The sequence below is a fragment of the Polyangium sorediatum genome, from assembly GCF_029946465.1.
Taxonomy (GTDB): Bacteria; Myxococcota_A; Polyangia; order Polyangiales; family Polyangiaceae; genus Polyangium; species Polyangium fumosum.
In genome coordinates, this window is record NZ_JARZHI010000054.1 from 37,928 (window position 1) to 56,906 (window position 18,979).

14 protein-coding genes are annotated in these 18,979 nt (G+C 70.0%); 6 read left to right on the plus strand and 8 right to left on the minus strand.

Annotated features, from left to right (window positions below; all coding sequences use genetic code 11):
* Positions 1 to 214: 214 nt before the first annotated feature.
* Both QHF89_RS37245 and QHF89_RS37250 read right to left on the minus strand, forming a co-directional pair.
* Positions 215 to 1,009, minus strand: a complete 795-nt coding sequence (locus tag QHF89_RS37245) for a sigma factor-like helix-turn-helix DNA-binding protein (RefSeq protein WP_136972869.1) — start codon at positions 1,007 to 1,009, stop codon at positions 215 to 217.
* Between the two features lie 209 nt (positions 1,010 to 1,218).
* Positions 1,219 to 1,743: a MerR family transcriptional regulator gene (locus tag QHF89_RS37250; RefSeq protein ID WP_136972868.1), complete on the minus strand. Its 525-nt coding sequence runs from the start codon at positions 1,741 to 1,743 to the stop codon at positions 1,219 to 1,221.
* Positions 1,744 to 2,026: 283 nt separating this feature from the next.
* Here QHF89_RS37250 and QHF89_RS37255 point away from each other — a divergent pair, with 283 nt between their 5' ends.
* The 3 genes from QHF89_RS37255 to QHF89_RS37265 are packed head-to-tail and all read left to right on the plus strand — an operon-like array spanning position 2,027 to position 6,512.
* Entirely contained in the window at positions 2,027 to 2,878 is an 852-nt protein-coding gene (locus QHF89_RS37255) for an alpha/beta fold hydrolase (protein WP_136972867.1), read from the plus strand.
* Positions 2,875 to 5,487, plus strand: coding sequence for an ABC transporter substrate-binding protein (locus QHF89_RS37260; RefSeq protein ID WP_284721422.1), 2,613 nt, complete (start codon positions 2,875 to 2,877; stop codon positions 5,485 to 5,487). The genes QHF89_RS37255 and QHF89_RS37260 overlap by 4 nt, the downstream gene beginning before the upstream one ends.
* Positions 5,484 to 6,512, plus strand: coding sequence for an ABC transporter permease (locus QHF89_RS37265; protein ID WP_136972872.1), 1,029 nt, complete (start codon positions 5,484 to 5,486; stop codon positions 6,510 to 6,512). The genes QHF89_RS37260 and QHF89_RS37265 overlap by 4 nt, the downstream gene beginning before the upstream one ends.
* Here QHF89_RS37265 and QHF89_RS37270 read toward each other — a convergent pair whose 3' ends face one another.
* The 3 genes from QHF89_RS37270 to QHF89_RS37280 all read right to left on the minus strand — a co-directional run bounded on the left by QHF89_RS37270 (position 6,513) and on the right by QHF89_RS37280 (position 12,284).
* On the minus strand, positions 6,513 to 9,065 hold the full coding sequence (locus QHF89_RS37270; RefSeq protein WP_136972866.1) for a response regulator: 2,553 nt from the start codon (positions 9,063 to 9,065) through the stop codon (positions 6,513 to 6,515).
* A 113-nt stretch (positions 9,066 to 9,178) separates the two neighbouring features.
* The gene (locus QHF89_RS37275; protein ID WP_284721423.1) at positions 9,179 to 10,744 is read right to left on the minus strand and encodes a serine/threonine-protein kinase; all 1,566 of its coding nucleotides are present in this window, start codon (positions 10,742 to 10,744) and stop codon (positions 9,179 to 9,181) included.
* A gap of 307 nt (positions 10,745 to 11,051) precedes the next feature.
* Entirely contained in the window at positions 11,052 to 12,284 is a 1,233-nt protein-coding gene (locus tag QHF89_RS37280) for an SPFH domain-containing protein (RefSeq protein ID WP_284721424.1), read from the minus strand.
* Between the two features lie 100 nt (positions 12,285 to 12,384).
* Here QHF89_RS37280 and QHF89_RS37285 point away from each other — a divergent pair, with 100 nt between their 5' ends.
* The 3 genes from QHF89_RS37285 to QHF89_RS37295 are packed head-to-tail and all read left to right on the plus strand — an operon-like array spanning position 12,385 to position 14,716.
* Positions 12,385 to 13,503, plus strand: coding sequence for a hypothetical protein (locus QHF89_RS37285; RefSeq protein WP_136972864.1), 1,119 nt, complete (start codon positions 12,385 to 12,387; stop codon positions 13,501 to 13,503).
* A gap of 20 nt (positions 13,504 to 13,523) precedes the next feature.
* Complete coding sequence (nikR, locus tag QHF89_RS37290) at positions 13,524 to 14,000, plus strand: nickel-responsive transcriptional regulator NikR (RefSeq protein WP_136972863.1); 477 nt, start codon at positions 13,524 to 13,526, stop codon at positions 13,998 to 14,000.
* Entirely contained in the window at positions 13,997 to 14,716 is a 720-nt protein-coding gene (locus QHF89_RS37295; RefSeq protein WP_136972862.1) for an SDR family oxidoreductase, read from the plus strand. The genes nikR and QHF89_RS37295 overlap by 4 nt, the downstream gene beginning before the upstream one ends.
* 4 nt (positions 14,717 to 14,720) lie before the next feature.
* Here QHF89_RS37295 and QHF89_RS37300 read toward each other — a convergent pair whose 3' ends face one another.
* The 3 genes from QHF89_RS37300 to QHF89_RS37310 all read right to left on the minus strand — a co-directional run bounded on the left by QHF89_RS37300 (position 14,721) and on the right by QHF89_RS37310 (position 18,969).
* On the minus strand, positions 14,721 to 15,557 hold the full coding sequence (locus QHF89_RS37300; protein ID WP_136972861.1) for an SPOR domain-containing protein: 837 nt from the start codon (positions 15,555 to 15,557) through the stop codon (positions 14,721 to 14,723).
* Positions 15,554 to 17,422 (minus strand): arginine--tRNA ligase, encoded by a 1,869-nt coding sequence (argS, locus tag QHF89_RS37305; RefSeq protein ID WP_136972860.1) that lies wholly within the window; start codon positions 17,420 to 17,422, stop codon positions 15,554 to 15,556. The genes QHF89_RS37300 and argS overlap by 4 nt, the downstream gene beginning before the upstream one ends.
* Before the next feature lie 77 nt (positions 17,423 to 17,499).
* Complete coding sequence (locus tag QHF89_RS37310; RefSeq protein ID WP_136972859.1) at positions 17,500 to 18,969, minus strand: chorismate-binding protein; 1,470 nt, start codon at positions 18,967 to 18,969, stop codon at positions 17,500 to 17,502.
* Between the last annotated feature and the right edge of the window lie 10 nt (positions 18,970 to 18,979).

Consider the following 18,979-nt stretch of genomic DNA (forward strand, 5'->3'; position numbering starts at 1 on the left):
GACACGCTGCCGGTTGAACCTGCAGCGTCGCCGCGGTGGTGGGCAGGGTCGCCTGTGGTCTTGACCCTGGCTGTTCGATGAACTGCGCGGAGCGCAGTTCATCGATCCCCGGTCCAGGCCGTGCCTGGTCCGGGTCCAGGGGTGGACAACCCCTGGTCGGGGTCCGGGGTGAAACCCCGGCGCGACGCTGCGAGATCCCCTGAGGGGGGATCTCTCAGAACAGATCGTCCGACTCTTCGAGGAGCTGCGGCTCTTCTGCGTCCGCCTTTGCCTCGGCGTCTGCCTCGGTGTCTGCCTCGGCGTCGGCATCATCGATATCGTCGTCGTCCTCGTCGTCCTCGTCGCGCTCTTCCTCGTCGATGTCCTCGTCGTCGGTCTGCGCGAGTACGGGCAGACGGCGCTTGCCGACGGGGCCCTCGTCGACGTAGTCGCGCAGCCCCATCATGTCGCGCAGCGCTTGCAGCTTTGCGAGCGCCTTTACCTCGACCTGGCGGATGCGCTCGCGCGTCAGGTTCATGATTGCGCCCACGTCTTCTAGCGTCGTCCCGCCGCGATCGGCCACGTCGAGTGCGCAGCTCTCGCTCATTTCCCAGGCTTCGAGGTCTGGGAAGTTCAGCTTGATCGCGCCCGTCCTCGCTGACACGTCGAGGAAGAGGTGGTGCTTGCACGACACGTACGGGCACGGCCGCGGACCGTCGACGCACTCGGCGCGCGTGCGGGGCTTCCAGTAGTCCATCTCGGGATAGAGCATTCGCCCGATCTCGAGCTCCCGCTTGGTCATGCGCTTGACGCTGATCGTGCGGGCGCGGACTTCGCGCTTTCGACGCGAGCGCCTTTGCTCGCGTGTGATTGCGGTCGCGGATGTTGCGGGGGCTGCCTTTCGGGCGAGCGCGCCCTCGACGAGGTTCTCGTCGCCGGTCTCCCTCGTCTGCGCGTCGTTCATACCGCCGTCCATGTCTCCCTCGAGCTCACTGAAACCGCCGAGCTCGCCATCACCCATCGTTGCCATGCGCTGCCTCCCGCTGGTCCTTCCGTACTGCGCGCGCACGTCCCCCTGCCCGTTCGGAGACCGGTCCGGACGAGTGCAGGGGTCCTGCTCCCTGTCGATTACGTTTTCGTCTTCATCGATGGAGGACGGTCCAGCCGTCCTTCATCGACTTGAAATCAGCGCCGGGGCGTCACCCGCGACGCCGCCGGAAAAATCTTCTTTTTCGATCCTCAGGAGCCTGCGGCTGCTGCTCTTCGCGAGAGCCGGGCCTGTGCCATCAATCGCTCTTCGATCACCGAGAGCTTGGTCACGAGGTCCTTGGCGAGCCTCTCCGCCATGGAGAGTTCCTGATGAATGGCTCGGTCGCTCGTCTCGCTTCGTCGATCTTTCGCTGCGTCACGAAGCGCATCGAATACCTTGCCGATCGTCCGCTCGAGCTCCTCGATATCGCCCCGCACGAAGAGGAATTCCCGCTGGATCTCCTCGATCGTGTAGTCCTGCGCCATCATTTCCTTGATGCGCTGGATTTGCCTGACCACCGTCGCTGGGTAGAGCCCTTGTGAGCCCTGGTGCTTGCCCTTTTTGCCTACCCGGACGCTCCGGGGCAGGAGGCCGAGCTGTACGTATTTTCGAAGCGTGGCCTCACTGAATTTGATCTCGTGGACGGCGAAGATGTCGAGGATCTCGGCCGACGTGATGCCTTGTTCGTGTTCGCGTTCGAGACGATCGAGCGCGTCGTCCGAGATCCGCTGCAAGGTTTCCCCTCCGCCCCGATCGGGGCAGCTCCCAACGACGCGAGTGAATGTATTCCACTGAGTAGAATACAGTCAATCTAACGACACGTGATTATTTCCGGATGCGCGAAGAGCCGGCGTGTTCCGCATTTTCCGAAACGCGCTAGGACATTTCTGGTCCGCCCTGAGATCATTTTTTCTTGACGGTTTTGTGCATCTGAGGATCCCCCCCTCGACCGTCAATTGGTGCATTTCCCTACACAGCCTGCCCCTTTCCGCACGACTGATAGGCTTGCCTCCTCCCATGGCCGACAAGAACCCCGACCCCCCCGCGCGGGTCTTGCGGGACGTCAACGCCCGCGGCGTCCGCATGCGTGTCCTCGAAGCGGGCTCGGGGCCCGCGCTCTTGCTCGTGCACGGCTTCCTCACGAGCCACCGCTCGTTCGACGAGGTCATCGACGCGCTCGCCCCGCGCTTTCACGTCATCGCGCCCGATCTGCCCGGCTTCGGCGAGAGCGAGAAGCCGAGCCCGACGCGGTATCCGTACGGGATCGAGGCCTTCGCCGAGTCGATGGCCGATCTCATCGCGGCCTTCGGCGTCGGCCGCGCGTCCGTCATCGGCCACGCGATGGGCGCGGCCGTCGCGCTCACGCTCGCGGCCGAGCACCCCGAGCTCGTGACGCGCCTCGTCGTGGAAGACGCGCTCTGTTACCCGTTCCCGCTGAGCCTCCGCGGCCGCTTGCCGCTCCTGCCCGTGATCGGCGGCGCGATCTTCAAGCAGCTCTACGGGCGCAGGACGTTCCGCGCCTACTTCCGCGACGAGTTCTTCCGCCCCGGCGCGGCGCTGCCGCACGAGCGCATCGATCAGCACTACGACTTCTTCAACGGCCCCTCCGCGCGCGAAAGCGCGTACGCGGTGCTGCGCAGCATCCTCGACACGCGGCCGATCATCGCGCGCATCACGCGCATCACGACGCCCACGCTCGTCGTGTGGGGCCGCGACGATCGCATCTTCCCCGCCGCCTCCGCGCAACGCCTCGCCCGCGAGTTGCCCCAGGCCAAGCTCGCGATCCTCGACGCCGCGCACGCCCCGCACGAGGAACGCCCGCGCGAGTTCGCCGATCTCGCCGCGCAATTCTTGGAGGGCAAACGGTGAACGTCCGCGAGGCCGCGCGGACCTTCGTCAAAAACCCCGCGCAACGTACGGGGATTTTCCTCGTGGTCGGCCTCGTCGGTTTTTCGTTCCTCGGCCCCCTCCTCCTCGCGCACGATCCCAACACGAGCGACTTCTCCCTCGCGCGCGACGCGCTCGGCGCGCCCCCCGGCCCCTCACGCGCGCACCTCCTCGGCACCGACGCCCTCTACCGCGACGTGCTCGCGCGCCTCGCCCACGGCGGGCGGCTCTCGCTCGGCATCGCGACCCTCGCCACGCTGATCGCCACGCTCGTCGGCACCGTCGTCGGCGTGACGGCCGGGTATGCCGCCGAGACGCGCGCCCGGGCGATCGACGTCGCGCTCATGCGGCTCGTCGACATCCTGCTCGCGCTCCCCTTCCTGCTCACCGTCACGGCGATCGGCGCGTTCGTCGGTCGCTCCGACACGCTCACCGTGCTCTGCGTGCTCGGCCTCTCGGGCTGGGGCGGCTTCGCGCGCGTGCTCCGCGCGAAGACGATGCAGATCCGCTCCCTCTCGTTCGTCACGGCCGCGCGCGCGCTCGGCGCCGGGCATGTGCGTATCGTCTTACGCCACGTCCTGCCGAACGCCGCGAGCGCCATCGCCGTGCTCGCCACCACGAGCATCGGGCAGATGATGCTCGCCGAGGCCGTCCTCGGGTACCTCTCGCTCGGCGTACCGCCGCCCGAAGCCACGTGGGGCCGCATGCTGCATGAGGCCGAGCCCTTCGTCGGCACGCGCCTCGGCCTCGTCGCCGCCCCCGCGATCGCCATCCTCCTCTCCGTGCTCGCGTTCGGTCGTGTCGGCGAGGGACTACGCGACGCGTTGGACGCTCCGGCGGGACAAACTCCCCCGAAGGCACGCTTGCAAGCCGATCTCCTGCTCGTCGCGGCCGCGCTCCTCCTCATCGCCGTCCTCCGCCCCGCGCCCGTCGCGCCGCCCATCGCCGCGCACCCGCCCGATCGCTCGCCCATGCGCGGGGGCACGCTCCGCGTCGCGACCTTCGTCAACGTGCGTACGCTCGATCCCGCGCTCGCCTACGACGAGGCCGCGACGTCGCTCTCCGACCTCGTCTTCGCGCGCCTCGTGACCTTCGCCGAAGACGGCCGCATCGTCCCCGAGCTCGCGCGTGACCTCCAGGTCTCGGCCGACGGCCGCACGTACACGTTTTTCCTCCGCGACGGCGTCGTCTTCCACGACGGGGCGCTCCTCCGCGCCGCCGACGTCGCGCGCTCCCTCGAACGCACGCTCCACCCGCGCACGCCCTGCCCGGCCGCGAGCCACTACGCGTCCATCCAGGGTTTTTCCGCCTTTCACGCGGGAAAAACGCCGCACCTCGAAGGCGTTCGCGCCACAGGGGATCTCACCGTGGAGATCACGCTCGAGCGCCCCGATCCGACGTTCCTCCCGCTCCTCACGCTCGCCTTCGCCGCGCCCGTCTGCCCGTCGTCCGGCACGACCGTGGATGCCGCTCGCCCGCCGACGCCTTGCGGCGCCGGCCCTTTTCGCGTCGCGTCGTGGGAGCCCGAGGGGCCGATCCGGCTCGCGCGGCACGGGGCCTACTTCGTACCCGGCAAACCCTACCTCGACGCGATCGAGTGGCACACGAGCGAGCGCCCCACCTCGCAACGGTACAAGTTCGAACGCGGCGCGCTCGACGCCACGCGTGACCTCGGCAGCCAGGACGCCGCCCTCTACCGCGCGAGCCCCGCCTGGTCGGGGCAGCACGCGTTCTCGCCTTCCCGCGCGACGAACGCGATCTTCATGAACACCGAGCTCCCGCCCTTCGACGTGCGCGCCGTGCGCCGCGCGGTGGCGCTCGCGATCGATCCGAGCGTGCTCGAAAAGGTCCGCGGCGAAGCGCGCGAGACCTCACGCGTGCTGCCCGAAGGCATCCCGGGCGCCGAAGGCATCCCGCACATGCGCCGCCACGACCTCGCCGCGGCGCTCGAAGAAATGAGGCGCGCCGGCTACGCCTTTGATCCGGCGACGGGCCGCGGCGGCTACCCGCATCCCATCGACTACCTCGCCCCCGCGGACACCTTCGAACAACAAGCGGCCGAGATCTTCGCGCAGCAGCTCGCGCGAATCGGTCTACGCATCCGGCTGCGGCTCACGAGTTACGCGACGTACCTCGCGGAGGCCTCGCGCAGGCGCACGACGCCGATGGGCTGGGCCGGCTGGAAGGCCGACTTCCCCGACCCCGGGAACTTCTTCGAGCCCACGCTCTCGTCGCGCGCGATCAGCGAAGACCACTCACAGAACTACGCCTTCTTCGCGCACGAGGAGCTCGACCGCGTGCTCGACGCCGCATCGAGCGAGCGGGATCCCGAGGCGCGTCGACGCCTCTTCTTGCGCGCCGAGGAGATCGTCCGCGACGAGGCCCCGTGGGCGCCGACGTATTCGCCGCGCGTCTTCGAGATCTGGCAGCCCTACGTCCGCGGCTACACGCCGCACCCGGTCGTCCCGCAGCGCTTCCGCGACACGTGGATCGACACGATCGCCCTCGCCGAGACACAAACGAGCGCGTCGCTCGGCCCTGCGTCGCTCTTGCTCCCGTTCGGCGCGCGACGAGGTGCTTCGTGGCGATGAGCCTCGCGCGGATGGCGCGGCGCGTCGGCTGGGCGATCGTCGTCGTCTACGGCGTGACGATGGTGTCGTTCGTCCTCGTGCACGTGCTCCCGGGCGATCCGGTGCGGATGCTCGTCGGCCCGCAGGCCTCGGCCGCCGACGTCGCGCGCGCGCGCGAGCTCTACGGACATGGAGGCCCGCTCCGCGTGCAGTACCTGCGCTTCATGCGAAGGCTCGTGCACACCGGCGCGGGCCCCACCGCCGAAGCGCGAAAGGAGCCCGAGCACCGGAGCTGCGCGGCGATCGGGCCGGTGCACGTCGACCTCGGGCACAGCTTTCATTACCGGCGGCCCGTCGTGGACCTCGTGGCCACGAAGCTCCCGAACTCCCTAGAACTCGCGCTCGCCGCGCTCTTCGTGCAGCTCACCCTCGGCCTCGGCCTCGGCATCAGCACGGCCGCGCGCCGCGGCAGCCGCTGGGACGAGCTCGGCACAGGCCTCTCGCTCCTCGGCATCAGCGCGCCGACGTTCCTCACGGGGCTCGCGCTCCAGTACCTGCTCGCGCATCGCCTCGGCGTCCTCCCCTACGACGGACCCGGAAAAACCCCCGGTGAGCATCTCCTTTCGCTCGTGCTGCCGGCCCTCACGCTCGGCATCTACGGGAGCGCTCTCTACGCGCGGCTCGTCCGCGCCGAGCTCGGCACCGCGCTCACCGAAGACCACGTGCGCACCGCGATCGCCAAGGGCGCATCGCGCGCGCGTGCCCTCGTCGTGCACGGCTTGCGCACGACGCTCGTCCCGATCACGACGCTCGCCGCGCTCGATCTCGGCGCGCTCGTGGGCGGCGCCGTCGTCACCGAGCGGCTCTTCCGATGGCCCGGCATGGGGCAGATGGCCGTCGAGTCGCTCTTGAACCGCGACGGGCCCGTCATCGTCGCGACGGTGCTCGTCGCGTCGACGGCCGTCGTGCTCTCGACCTTGCTCGTCGATCTGCTCGCGCCGCTCCTCGACCCGCGGATCGACCGCGCTCCGAAGAACGGCGCGTGATCACATGCCGGCGAGCGCGCGGCACTCGGCGCCGCGCGCCGACTCGGGGCCGGCGATCTCGGCACACTTGCGGAACGCAGACGCGCCGCCGCCCGCCGCGCCGAGCAGGTACCAAGCCTCCGCGCTGCCCGGCGACTGCTGCGTGTACTGCTTCGCGAGTTGCCGCGCCTTGCCCATGTTGCCGGACTCCATCGCCTTCTGGATCCGCACCGGCAGCGGGCCCGAGTCGTCGGCCGGCGTGGGCGCGGCCGCAGGCGCATCACCGCCGCCCGCGGGCTTGCCCGTGGACGTCGGCTGCGAGGTCGGCGCGGACGACGGGGCCGCCATGGGCTCGGCCGTCGGCACGGCTGTGGGCTCCGTCGTCGGCGTGGTCGTCGGCGTCGGCTCAGGTGCAGGCGCTTGGGTCGTGGCCGCAGGCGCGACCACGTTCTGCGTGGGCGTCGGCGTCGGCGCGGGCGCGGCCTGCGTCGGCAGCGGCGCCGGGGTCGTGCCCTTCGTCTCGGTTCGTCCGGACAACTGCTGCTTCACCACGCCGATCAGCACGAGCGCGGCGAGCACGGCGAGCACCCCGCCGACGATCTTCATCATGCGCGCCTGACGCGCGCGTTGCTCGGGCGACGGACCGAGCGGGAGCACGTCACTCGACGGCGGCGGCTCGCTGATGCGCGCCATCTCCGCGCTGGCCGCGTCCTCCAGCGGCTCGCCCGCTGCTTCCGCGTCCGGCTCCTCCGCGGGGAACGCCGCGCCCTCGTCGCTCGCGTTCGCCTCCGCCGGCGCTTCTTCCGCCGCGTCCGTTGCTTCCTCCGCGGCCGCTGCTTCCTCCGCGGCCGGCGCCTCTTCTTGCGTCGCCTCCGCGGCCTCGGCCGGCGCCTCTTCCTGCTCCGCCGCTTCCGCTTCCGCCGGCGCCGCGGCCGCCTCCGACGCCGTCTCCTCCGTCGGGGCCTCGGGCTCCGGCAGCGCCACGGCTTCACGCTCGGTGCGTTGCGTCGTCTCGGCTGCCTTCAGCGGCTCCGGCGCTTCTTCCGGCGTGGGCTCCGCGGCGGCATCGGTCGCCGCCGGCTCCGGTGACGACGCGGCGGGCGGCGGTGCGCCCGGCGCTCGACCCGACGCCGTCGTCGGCGGCGCGGTCTCCTCGCCTTCGTCCGCGGCGAGCCGATCCGGCACGCCGAGCGCTCCCTTCCCACCTGCACGACGCGTCTGCGGCGGCCGCTCTTCTTCGGCCGATCGCGTGCCCGCGGTCGCGCCGGGCGTCCCTTGCCGGATCGTCTCCGGTCCGCGCGGCGGATTCAGCCGACTCTCGGGCGCAGGCGAGATCCCGATCGATCGAATCGGGCTCGTCACGCCGCCCCACGCGCCTCGCCCCCGCGAGCTCACCGGCGCCGCCGACGAGAGCAACATCGACGACGCGGCCGGCACGACCGGATCCTCGAAGAGCAGATCTCCCGGCATCGGCGCGATCGGCTCGCCCGGAACGACCGCGCGTTGTGACGACGTCGCGCCGAGCAACGAACGCGCCATCGCCGTCTGCGGCGCCGCCTCGTCGTGCCCGTGCTCGCCCACGACCGCGTCTTCCAGCGGCGCCGGCGGCTCCGAGGGTTCCATGCGCGGAACGAGCAACCCCTCGAAGTAGAGTTTCGAAATGGTCGACAGCGTCGAGAGATCCTCGAACGGCGACGCATCGACGACGGCCATCAGATCCCGACGACCATCGAACAACCGAAGGATCCCGTTCAGCTCGTCGGGGATCTCGTTCAACCGATCGACGAGCTCCTCGGCGTTCACCTCGAACACCGTCGTGAGCGACGGCAGCGCTTCGAGCAGGCGCCCCCACTCGTCGACGCGCCGCATGCCTTCCATCAGGAGGCCCTGCGTCGAGGCGCCGATCACGTCGACATTGTCGACCTTGCAGAACTCGACCTCGAACGACCCTTCGTTCCAGAGGAGCGCGCGGTAGACCGCCTCCTCTCCCATGAGCCGCCCGAGCGTCGCGTCGACGACCTTGCCTTCGCGAAAGTAGATGTGCGCGTCGTGCCGCTCGTAACGGATGTGCACGATGCCGCTCTTGCGGCTGACCTCGAAGGTCTGCAGCAAGTCGACCACGCCCATGTCCGAGACCAGCCCCGCAAAACGCGTACGGCCGCCGGTCTGGTTCTGCTGCTTCGTGGCGATGCCCTCGCGCGTGCGCCGCGCGATGAGCAGGTTCACGCGCGCGATGAGCTCGCGGACGAAGATCGGCTTCGTCAGGTAGTCCTCGACGCCAAGCTCGAGGCCCCGGATCTTGTCCTCGATCGATTTCTGGCTCGTGAGGAAAACGACGGGGATCGACGCCCAATCGCGGTTCTCCTTGAGCCGCCGCACGAGCGCGTAGCCGTCCATGTTCGGCAAGCGCGTGTCGGTGAGGATCAGGTCCGGCGGCGAGAGCTCGATCTTCGAGAGGGCATCCGCTCCGTCTTGCGCCGTCGTGACGCTGAAACCGGCCTTTTTGAGGCTTACTTCGAGCACCCGCAGGCTGCGGGCGTCAGCGTCGACCAGGAGGAGCTGTTGTTTTGCCACGAGGGTTTTCCGCCCAGGAAGGATGGCGAGCGCGCGCGTCGGGTGTCAAGTCGGGCGTTCCCGCCAGCAAAGGCCCGTCCTTCGCACGTGATCGAGAACGCCGGCAGGACCCGCTAGCCCCACGGATCGACGACGTCTCCACCGCCGCCCGACTTCTTTTTCGTCGTCGTGGTGGGCGGCGCCGTTGGCGTGGTCGCAGGCGCGGTCGCGGTGGGCGGCGATCCTGTGCTCTTCAACGTTCCGCCGGTCGTCGTGCCAAACGGACGCACCACGGCCGTCTGCGTGCCGAGCGGAGGCGGCGCGACCTGCGTGGTCTGCGTCGGCGCCGTCGGCTCCTCCGTCGCGACCACGGCCGGCGTCGTCACCGTCGGCGTCGGCGCTGGCGTCGCGACCACGGCCGGTGTGGTCGGCGTCGCCGGCACCGTGGCCGTCGGCGCGGTCGGCGCCGTGGGGGCCGTCGCCGTCGCTCCCGTCGTCGGCGGGTGGAGCGGCGGCTGGATCGCGAGATACGCGACCACGCCGAGCGCGATCACCGTGGCCGCGGCGAGCACCACGACGAGCGGCCCACGCGCGGCCGACGCGGCGGGCGGCTCGCGTTTTTCTACACGCGGCGGGCCGATGGCCTGGCCTTCCTCGCCGAACATGAGGTCGCCGCTCTGCGGGATGAGGCCCATCGCCTCTTCGAGCGCCGCCGCGAGCTCCGCCATCGTGGCGAACCGCTCGGCCGGGTTTTTCGCGAGGCAGCGGTTGATGATGTCACCGAGCGGCCCGATCTGCGTGGGATCGGGGACACGTTGCTCGACGGGCACGGCCGCGCCGTGGATGTGCTGATCGAGCACGCCCTTGAAGCTATCGGCCTCGAAGGGCACGCGGCCGGTCAGGCACTCGTACATGATCACGCCGAGCGCGTAGATGTCCGTCCGGTGATCGACCGGCTGCCCCATCGCTTGCTCGGGGCTCATGTAGTGCGGCGTGCCGAAGATGATGCCCTGGCGCGTGACGCGGCTCGTGCCCGCGATCTTCGCGAGGCCGAAATCGAGCAGCTTGACGAACTCGCGATCGCCGCTGCGCACGAGGAAGACGTTGTCCGGCTTGAGATCGCGGTGGATGACGCCCGCCTCGTGCGCCGACGCGAGGCCGAGCGCGCACTGGAGCCCGATCGCCGCCGTGCGATCCGCCGGCAGGATCCGCTCGCTGCGCAGCACGCTCGCGAGCGAGCTGCCCGTGAGCAGCTCCATCACGAAGTACGGGACCTTCGAGGTGAGCGGCGCGCTCTTGTCCGGCTGCACCTCGCCGAAGTCGCTCACGGCGACGATGTTCGGGTGCCCGATCGCCGCGGCCGCCTTCGCTTCCTGGATGAACCGCGTGACGATCTGCGCGTCCCGCGCGATGTCGGCGCGCAGCACCTTGAGCGCGAACCTGCGCCCGAGGGTCGTGTGCCGGACCTCGTACACCGAGCCCGTGCCGCCCTCGCCGAGCACCGACACGACCTCGTACCGCGCGTCGATGATCTGGCCGATCAGCGGATCGGCGTTCGGGTTCCAGTCCGGCGCGTCGATGAGCGCGTCGCCGTCGAACGGGCAGAAGCGCACCTCGCCGGAGAAGCACTTGTCGCACGCGGGGCAACGCCGGGCGCGCGCCCGCTTTTGCTTCCCGTCGGCGACGAGCGATGCGTCCACGGCGGCTCCGTTCGACTCGCGAGGAGGGGCGGGCGAAGGCGCCGGAGCGTCATTCCCTATACGGATGGTTCGCGCCACTGAACAACTCTAACCGAGGAACCGGCAGGCCGCGTCCTCAAAATGGTCTTCCGCGCGGGGACAAACCGACGGCCCCCGCCGACCCGCCCCCGAGCCCCAAGGTATCAATCCGCCCGTGGGTCGGGCAACCTTCTCGAAACGCCGTCACGCCTCGAAAACGAAGGACGAAGCACGGGCCCCCGCGGATCCCGCGAGGCGCCCGTGCCCTTCGCCGAGGCCGCTCGGCCGCTCAGATCTCTTCGAGGATCTTCGCCTTGCGCGCGTTGAAGTCCTCGTCGCTGATCAGGCCCTGCTGCTTGAGCGCAGCGAGCTTCTGGAGCCGCGCCTCCACGCTCTGCGTCCCGCCCGCCGCCTGCTGCTGCGGGGGCTGCGGCTGCTGGGCATACTGCGGCTGCTGGAAGTTCTGCGGGTGCATCATCTGCGCCATGCCCATGCCGATCGCGGCCTGCGCGCCGAGCTGCGCGACGCCCGTGTTCCCGCCGCCCTTGGCCATGCCCTCGCCGGCGCCCATCATCGCCTGCCCCGCCGCGTAGTTGTTCCAACCCGGGTTGGTCCCGAGGTACTGCGCGTTGCGCGCGTCCTGCTGGAACTTCTGATCGAGCTGGAACTGGTTCGCCCGCGCCGTGTCCGCCGCGATCCCGACGCCGCGCCGCGCCTCGGCCCGCGCCTTGTTCGCCTCCGTGAGGCGCTTCTGATCGTCGGCCGCGAAGTTGATGTTGAAGTTGCCGATCTGCAGGATCTTGACCCCGATCTCGTCGAGGTTCGGCGCGCTCTGCTGGATGCGCCCCGCGATCTCCATGCTCATGCCGCCGAGGTTGAGCAGGCTCTTGCCCTGCTGCGCACACATCGTGCCGATGACCGTCTTCACGCTCATGAAGAACAGGCCCTTGATCCAGTTCAGGATCACGTCGTTGTCCTGCGCGCCGGCCGCCTGGCCGTGGTAGCCGATGACGAACCGCACCGGGTCCGTCACGACGAGCGAGAACTCACCGAAGATGCGCGGCGTGACGAACTCATAGAGGATCGGATCCTCCATCGACTCGAGCGGGCCGCCGAACGGGACGCTCCGGATCGGCTGCATCTTCACGAAGTAGATCTCCGCGATGAAGACGTCGCCGCCCGTGAAGCTGTTGATGAGGTTGTTCAGGAACGGGATGTTCTGCGTCTGCAGCGTGTGACGCCCCGGCGGCAGGTAACCCATGTACTTGCCGTCCTTGAAGAAGAGCGCGCACTCGTCGCTGTCGACGGTGAGCTGCGACCAGAACGGGACGTTCTGATCCGGGTGCTTGTAGACGATGAGGTTTTTGAACCTATCGGGGCGCGCGATCATCATCTCGCGCACGCCACCCTTGACGAAATCCATGATCCCCATGTCGAGCTCCCTGCTCTCCGCCCGCACGAAAGCGGGACGGACGCCTTGCCACGTCACACGAAACCCGCTCTCGGCAGGCCCGCTTCCCATGGCCCGAACTTTTCGCCGCGACGGACCGCGACGTCGGTGAGAATAGTGCCGAGCACGGTCTCCAGCAATGGCAAGCCGGCCGGAAGAGCACAGGTCCCCCATGGCTGCCCCCATCGACATCAGCTCCCTGCCAGGCCCAGCCCAAAAGCTCGTCGACCCGAGCGCGCCGCCGAAGCTGCAAGAGCTCGCCGCGCGCGGCGTCGCGCCGGGCCTGAAGCCGCCGGACACCCTCGCCGTCGTCGTGCTCCTCGCGAAGAGCGAGCGCGCCGACGTCGCCACGACCGCGCGCGCGACGCTCGCCGCCCTGCCCCCGCCCCTGCTCGCCGGCGCCCTCGCGAGCGACCTCCACCCGGCCGTGATCGACGCCCTCGCGAGGGCCTCGGACGGCAAGCTCGACGTGCTCGACAAGCTCGTCACGATGCCGCGCGTCGATCTGGAGACGATCGAGCACCTCGCGCGCACGGGGACCGAGGCCGTCACCGAGCTCGTGGCCACGAACGAGGCGCGCCTGCTCGCCCACCCCCGGCTCATCGAGCTGCTCTACATGAACCGGGCGACGCGCATGTCCACGGCCGATCGCATCGTCGACCTCGCGCGGCGGAGTGGCCTCGAGCTCTCCGGGATCCCCGCCTTCCGCGAGGCCGCGGCGGCGCTCGAAGGCGAGCTCATCCCCGAGGCCGCGGAGGAGCCCACGCCCGACGACGTCCTCTTCGCCGAGACCGCCGCGCTCGCCGACACGCTCGCCTCGCCCGCGCCCGAGGACACGCACGAGGCGAGCGACGAGGGCGCCGAGGCCGTGAAGCCGAAGTTCAAGCCGCTCTACAAGCTCATCGCGGAGATGAGCATCAGCCAGAAGGTGCGGCGCGCGCAGCTCGGCTCGAAGGAGGAGCGGCTCATGCTCGTGCGCGACCGGAACCGCCTCGTGGCGAGCGCCGTCGCCCGGAGCCCCATGCTCCAGGAGGACGACGTCAACCTCATCACGAAGAACAGGAACGTCTCCGAGGAGGTGCTGCGCATCCTCGGTTCGAATGCCGAGTGGCTGAAGAGTTACACGATCAAGCGCAACCTCGTGGAGAACCCGAAGACGCCCCTCTCCCTGTCGACGCGCCTGATCCCGCTCCTCCGCGACGCGGACGTCCGCCAGCTCGCCAAAAGCAAGAACGTCACCGCGGCCATCCAGGAGGCCGCGCGCAGGCACCTCGACCGGAAGAAGCAATGAGCTGATACGGTGTACGAACGATGAGCGACCTCGTCCGCTTCGGCGTGGCCATGGACCGCGCGCTGCTCACCGAGTTCGATCGGCGCATCGCGGCGCTCGGCTACGAGAACCGCTCGGAGGCCATCCGCGATCTCGTCCGCGCCGATCTCACGCGCGCCGCCTGGGACCGCGGCGCCGCCGTCGTCGCCACGCTCTCCGTCGTCTACAAGCCCCACGTGCGCGCCGAGGTCCTGCGCCTCGCCGAGCCCGAGCCCGCGAGCGTCGACCTCGTCGTCGCGAGCCAGCACGTGCGGATCGATCGTGAGCGCTGCCTCGACACGATGGTCCTGCGCGGCCCGGCGGAGAGCCTCTCCGCGCTCGCCGGCAAGATCGCCGGCACGAAGGGCGTGCTCTCCTGCGAGCTGCACGTCGCCGCCTCCGTGGCGGACGACACGCGCACAAACGAGGTCCAGGTATCCCCCCCCAGAGACAGAGACAGAGACCAGGAGCAGGGATGACGATCCCCCACGATCCGAAGCGTATCCTCGTCGTCGGCGCCACCGGCAGGCTCGGCGTCGCCATCGCGAAGGCCCTCGTGCAGCGCGGCGATCACGTCGCCGTCACGGCCCGCAGCGAGCCGCGCCTCGGCGCCCTCGCTGACGAGCTCACGCGCGAACCTACGGGCCGCCCCACCACCATCTGCGCCGACCTGCGGGATCCCGCGGCGCCCGAGCGCATCGCGAGCCGCGTGCTCGAAACCGGCCGCCTCGACGGCATCATCCTCGCCTGCGGCCCCTTCCCGCACACGCCGCTCGAAAAGCTCTCGCGCGAGGACCTCGAGAACACGCTCGCCGTGCACGCGGTCGCGCCGCTCCTGCTCGTGAACGCGCTCTCCGAGGAGCTCACGCGCACCGAGGGCGCGGTCGTCGCGCTCGTCGACGCGGGCGTCACGCGGCCCTTCCCGAACCACGTCGCGTACCTGACCGCGAAGGGCGCGCTGCAGACGGGCCTGCGCGCGCTCGCCGTCGAGCTCGCGCCGCAGGTGCGCGTCAACCTGCTCGCCATCGGCATCGTCGCCGACCCCGAGGCCGACGCCGATCCGAAGCGCCTGCACCGCCTCGCCGCCCGCTCGCCGCTCGGCCGCTTCGGCACGCCCGCGGAGGTCGTGCACGGGGCGCTGTCGCTGCTCGACGCGACGTGGGCGACGGGCGAGATCTGGGGGATCGGGCGGTAGCCGCTTACGGCGCGGCGCTCTCGTCCGCGAGCTTGGCGACGGCGTCCTTCTTCGGCGGCTCGACGATGAAGGTCACCAAGCGCTCCTTCGCCTCGAAGTCCTGCCGGTAGATCGTGGCCGAGTGCTTGTACTTGAAGGGGCCGATGCGCACGCGGTACCAGAGCCCGCGGCCCTTCACCATCGCGGGCTCGACGTAGGCGCGGTGGCCCCGTCGACGCAGCGCGGCCGCGAACTTGTCGCCCTCCTGCTGCGTCTTGAACGAGCTCACCTGGAGCTGGTATTGCCCCGGGCCGCCCGCCTCCGCGGCCTCGGCGCCGTCTTCCCGCGCGACGTGCTTCGCCATCTGCGTGAGCGTGTCGCGCCCCGCGGCCGAGTCCGGCGGTGCTTGCAGGATGTGCTGCGCCGGCAGCGGCGACGGCGGCAGCCGGTCCGCGACCGTCTCCGGCGGCGGCAGCGGCAACGCCGCCTCAGCAGCGCCTTCCGGCGGCGGCGGCTTTGCGGCCTGCGGCGAGCGCACGGCTTCGAGCGCCGTCGTGTTCTTCGTGTCCGAGAGCATCCCCGGGAAGGTGATCTCGTGGCCGGCGAGATCTGGCCTCTTCTCCACCTTCACGCCCGCGGGGTGCGCCTTCGCCACGAGATCGCCGAGCGGATCCACGTTCGTCGGCTTCTCCTTCACGGGCGCGCGGAGCAGCGCGACGGCCGCGAACATGATGCACGCGCCGCCGAGCGAGGCGAGCACGAGCGCCGAGGCGCGCGACGGTCGCGACGCGGGATCGGCCTCCTGGATGTCCTCCAGGTTCTTGATCGCCCCGCCGTCCCCGATGTCCGAACGTACGGTCATGACGCTTCGGCCTCCTTCTTCGACGCTTGGGGCTGCGGATCGCCTTCGGCGTCCTCCGCCCCAAACCCCAGCTCTGCTTCCGCGGCGACGGCCTCGCCTTCGAGCTTGTGCATCCGCTCGAGCGCGGTGATCCCCGCGAGCTTGAGCCCCGCGCCGTACACCGTGCGGATCGCCTCGATCCAGAGCAGCCGCGCCTCGCTCTTCGGGCGATCCCACGTCTCCTGCCAGCCCGCCTCCGCCATCTGCGCGTCGAGCGGCAGGATCGTGTCGCCGTCCTTCTTCAGCCGCGTGAAGTAGCTCTGGAAGTCCTGCGACAGCTCCTGCAGGTAGAACAGGATCCGGTGCGGCTCGCGCAGCGCCGAGGCCTCCGCCACGATGGCCGGGAAGCGCCCGAGGCGCCCGAGGATCGCGAGCTCGTCCGGGTGCTCCAGGCGCGCGGCGAGCGCGGGCGTGTGCCTCGGAACTTGGAGCCCAAACTTTTCCTGGGCGCGGCGCAGGATCGAGCAGAGGCGCGCGTAGCCGTACTGCAGGTAAAAGACGGGGTTGTCCATCGAGGCCTTCTTGGCGAGCTCGATGTCGAGATCGATCGTCGTGTCGCTCCGCCGCGCGAGGTAGAAGTAACGGAGCGCGTCGGCGCCGGCGCCCTTCCTCCGCGCGGCCTCGTCGATCTCGTCGACGACCTCCTCGATCGTGACGAGGTTGCCGAGCCGCTTGCCCATCTTGTAGGGCTTGCCGTCGCGCAGCAGGTTCACGAGCTGGTAGAGCACCACCTCGAAGCGCTCCTTCGGCAAGCCGAGCGCCGCGAGCGCGCCGCGCACCCGCGCCGTGTAGCCGTGGTGATCGGCGCCGAGCACGTTCACGAGCCGGTCGTAGCCGCGGTTGATCTTGTCGGCGTGGTACGCGATGTCGCTCGCGAAGTACGTGAAGTAGCCGTCGCGCTTCTTGACGACCCGGTCCTTGTCGTCGCCCTCGTCGGTGCTCTTGAAGAAGAGCGCTCCTTCGCGCTCTTCGAGGTAGCCGCGCGTCTGGAGCTCCGCGAGCGCCGCGTTCACGCGTCCCCACCGGTGCAGGCTCTCCTCGGAGTACCAGCCGTCGAACTGGATGCGCAGCGACGCGAGCGTCTTCTTGATGCCCGGCAGCGCCTTCGAGCCCGGCACGCCGTCGAGCATGCGCGACACGCACACGCGCGCGAGCTCTTCGACCTTGTCGTCGGCAATCAGCTCGGGGCTCGTCTTTTGCAGCCAGGCGACGAGATCCTCGAGGTAGTCGTTTTTGCCGTAGCCGCCCTCGGGCGGCTCGCGGCCGAGCGCCACGGCGAGCACGCTCGCCGCGAGCAGCCGGATCTGGTTGCCGAAGTCGTTGATGTAGTACTCGCGCGTGACGCGGTGCCCCGTGGCCTCCAGGAGCGTCGCCACCGCGTCGCCGAGGATCGCGCCTCGGCCGTGCGAGATGAGCAGCGGGCCCGTCGGGTTGGCGCTGACGAACTCGACGAGCACCCGCTCGCCGAGCCCCGCGGGTCCTCGCCCGAAGGCCGGCCCCGCGGCCGTCACGTCGCCGAGCACGCGCTGGTAGATCGCCGGCGCGAGGCGCAGGTTCAGAAAGCCCGGCCCGGCGATCTCCACAGCGCGGATGTCGGGCTCTTTGCCGAGGCGCTCGGCCAGCAGCGTCGCGATCTCCCGAGGCGGCTTCTTGGCTGCCTTCTGGACCGCGAGGGCCGCGTTCGTCGCCAGGTCTCCGTGCTCGGGGCGCTTCGGGCGCTCCACCGAGAACGTTACAGACGTGACTTCCGACGGCAGGACTCCACTCCCCGCCAGATCGGTGAGTGCACCCACCACCAGATTCCGAACTTGCTCTTCGACGCCCATCGTACGGGCGGATTAGTACCCCGAGGCCGCTCGAACCACCAACTTTCTGTCAACACATGGTCCTACATCGGTGTACATCACGATCCCACGAAGGCCCGATTTGCCGCTTTTTCGAGTTGAAGGGCCTTCCAGCGGGTCTCTTCGAGCTCACGGGCGGGGTCGGAGTCGGCGACGATGCCGCCGCCGGTGAAGTATTCGCCCTCACGGCCCTGGAGCACGACGGTGCGGATGGCCATGGCGAGGGTGACGCTGCCGTCGTGGGCGACGTGGCCGAAGCCGCCGGTGTAGAGGCCGCGGCGCGCGCTTTCGAGGCGGGCGATGACCTCCATGGCGCGGACCTTGGGCGCGCCGGTGACGCTGCCGCTCGGGACCATGGCGGCGAGGACGTCGTGCCGGGTCGCGCCGGGCCGGGTCCACGCCCCGAGCAAGGCCTCGCGGTGGTGGACGGTTCTGTGCGTAACCACACCGGGCCCGTGGAGGACCTGGACCGATCCCACGGCCGCGACGCGCCCGAGGTCGTTACGTTCCACGTCCACGATCATCGTGAGCTCCGCGTTTTCCTTGGGATCTTGGTCGAGCTCCTGGACGAGCGCCGCGTCCTCGCGGGCGTCCTTTCCACGCGGTCGCGTGCCCTTGATGGGACACGTGAACAATCGTCCGAAAGGTACCGAGTTCAGAACTGCGTTCCGTCGTAGCTCCCCTCCCCGATCGGGCCGCTTTTGGCCCTCTCGCACGTCCGACGCGAAGGGTCGCATCCTATCCTGCGGAAACTCCACGCCTTCCGTCGATTGCCTCGTTCGGGCTTCGAGGAGCAGCTCGGGGGACGTAGACACCACGGCGAGATCACGACCGAGGTGCAGACACGCGGCGAACGGGGACGGCGCGGCGGCGCTCAAGCGGCGGTGCAGATCGAGCGGCTCGCCCCGCACGAGCGACACGAGCAGCCGTCGCGCCAGGTTGACCTGGTACAGCTCCCCCCGGGCGATGAGCTCCTTGGCGGCGAGGATCCGCTCCAGGTGAAGCCGCGTCGGCTCCGCATCCGCGACCTCGACGGCAAACGCCCCCCGCCCCGCAGGCGCAGGCGCAGGCGCCGCGAGCAGGCGACGCGCGAGCGCCTCGACGTGGTCCTGCGTGACGCCCACCACAAACACGCGGCCCTCGGCATGGTCCACCACGACCACGGCCGGGTACCGGAGCCACAACGGCCGTTCCAGCATCGCCCGCGGCCGCCGATCTCCCTCGCGTGGTGACCAGCCGGGACGTTCGAGGTGCCGGTGCCCCTCGTACGGCAGCACGCCGATCCAGCGGGGCACGGATCGAAACGTGCCCGTCGCGCCGCCGACCGGAAAGTCGGGATCGTCGGCGAGCGGATCGAGGGCGCTCGACTGGCGGTCGGGATCACACGCGACGTAGGAGAACCGAGCGTAAGGGCCGGGGGTGCGATCGGCCGCGTGGAGCAGGGCGAGGCGGTCCGCGGCGGCTCCGCGAAGGCGCTCGGCGAGGGCGATCGGATCGGGCGCGAGAGGGAGGTGTCGACCGACGAGCACGGCGAGATCC

Excerpts from the sequence above, each read along its gene's own strand:
- QHF89_RS37255 (WP_136972867.1), top strand. The coding sequence starts at position 2,027 with ATGGCCGACAAGAACCCCGACCCCCCCGCGCGGGTCTTGCGGGACGTC.
- QHF89_RS37295 (WP_136972862.1), top strand. The coding sequence starts at position 13,997 with ATGACGATCCCCCACGATCCGAAGCGTATCCTCGTCGTCGGCGCCACC.
- QHF89_RS37245 (WP_136972869.1), bottom strand. The coding sequence starts at position 1,009 with ATGGCAACGATGGGTGATGGCGAGCTCGGCGGTTTCAGTGAGCTCGAG.
- QHF89_RS37265 (WP_136972872.1), top strand. The coding sequence starts at position 5,484 with ATGAGCCTCGCGCGGATGGCGCGGCGCGTCGGCTGGGCGATCGTCGTC.
- QHF89_RS37300 (WP_136972861.1), bottom strand. The coding sequence starts at position 15,557 with ATGACCGTACGTTCGGACATCGGGGACGGCGGGGCGATCAAGAACCTG.
- argS (WP_136972860.1), bottom strand. The coding sequence starts at position 17,422 with ATGGGCGTCGAAGAGCAAGTTCGGAATCTGGTGGTGGGTGCACTCACC.
- nikR (WP_136972863.1), top strand. The coding sequence starts at position 13,524 with ATGAGCGACCTCGTCCGCTTCGGCGTGGCCATGGACCGCGCGCTGCTC.
- QHF89_RS37280 (WP_284721424.1), bottom strand. The coding sequence starts at position 12,284 with ATGGGAAGCGGGCCTGCCGAGAGCGGGTTTCGTGTGACGTGGCAAGGC.
- QHF89_RS37285 (WP_136972864.1), top strand. The coding sequence starts at position 12,385 with ATGGCTGCCCCCATCGACATCAGCTCCCTGCCAGGCCCAGCCCAAAAG.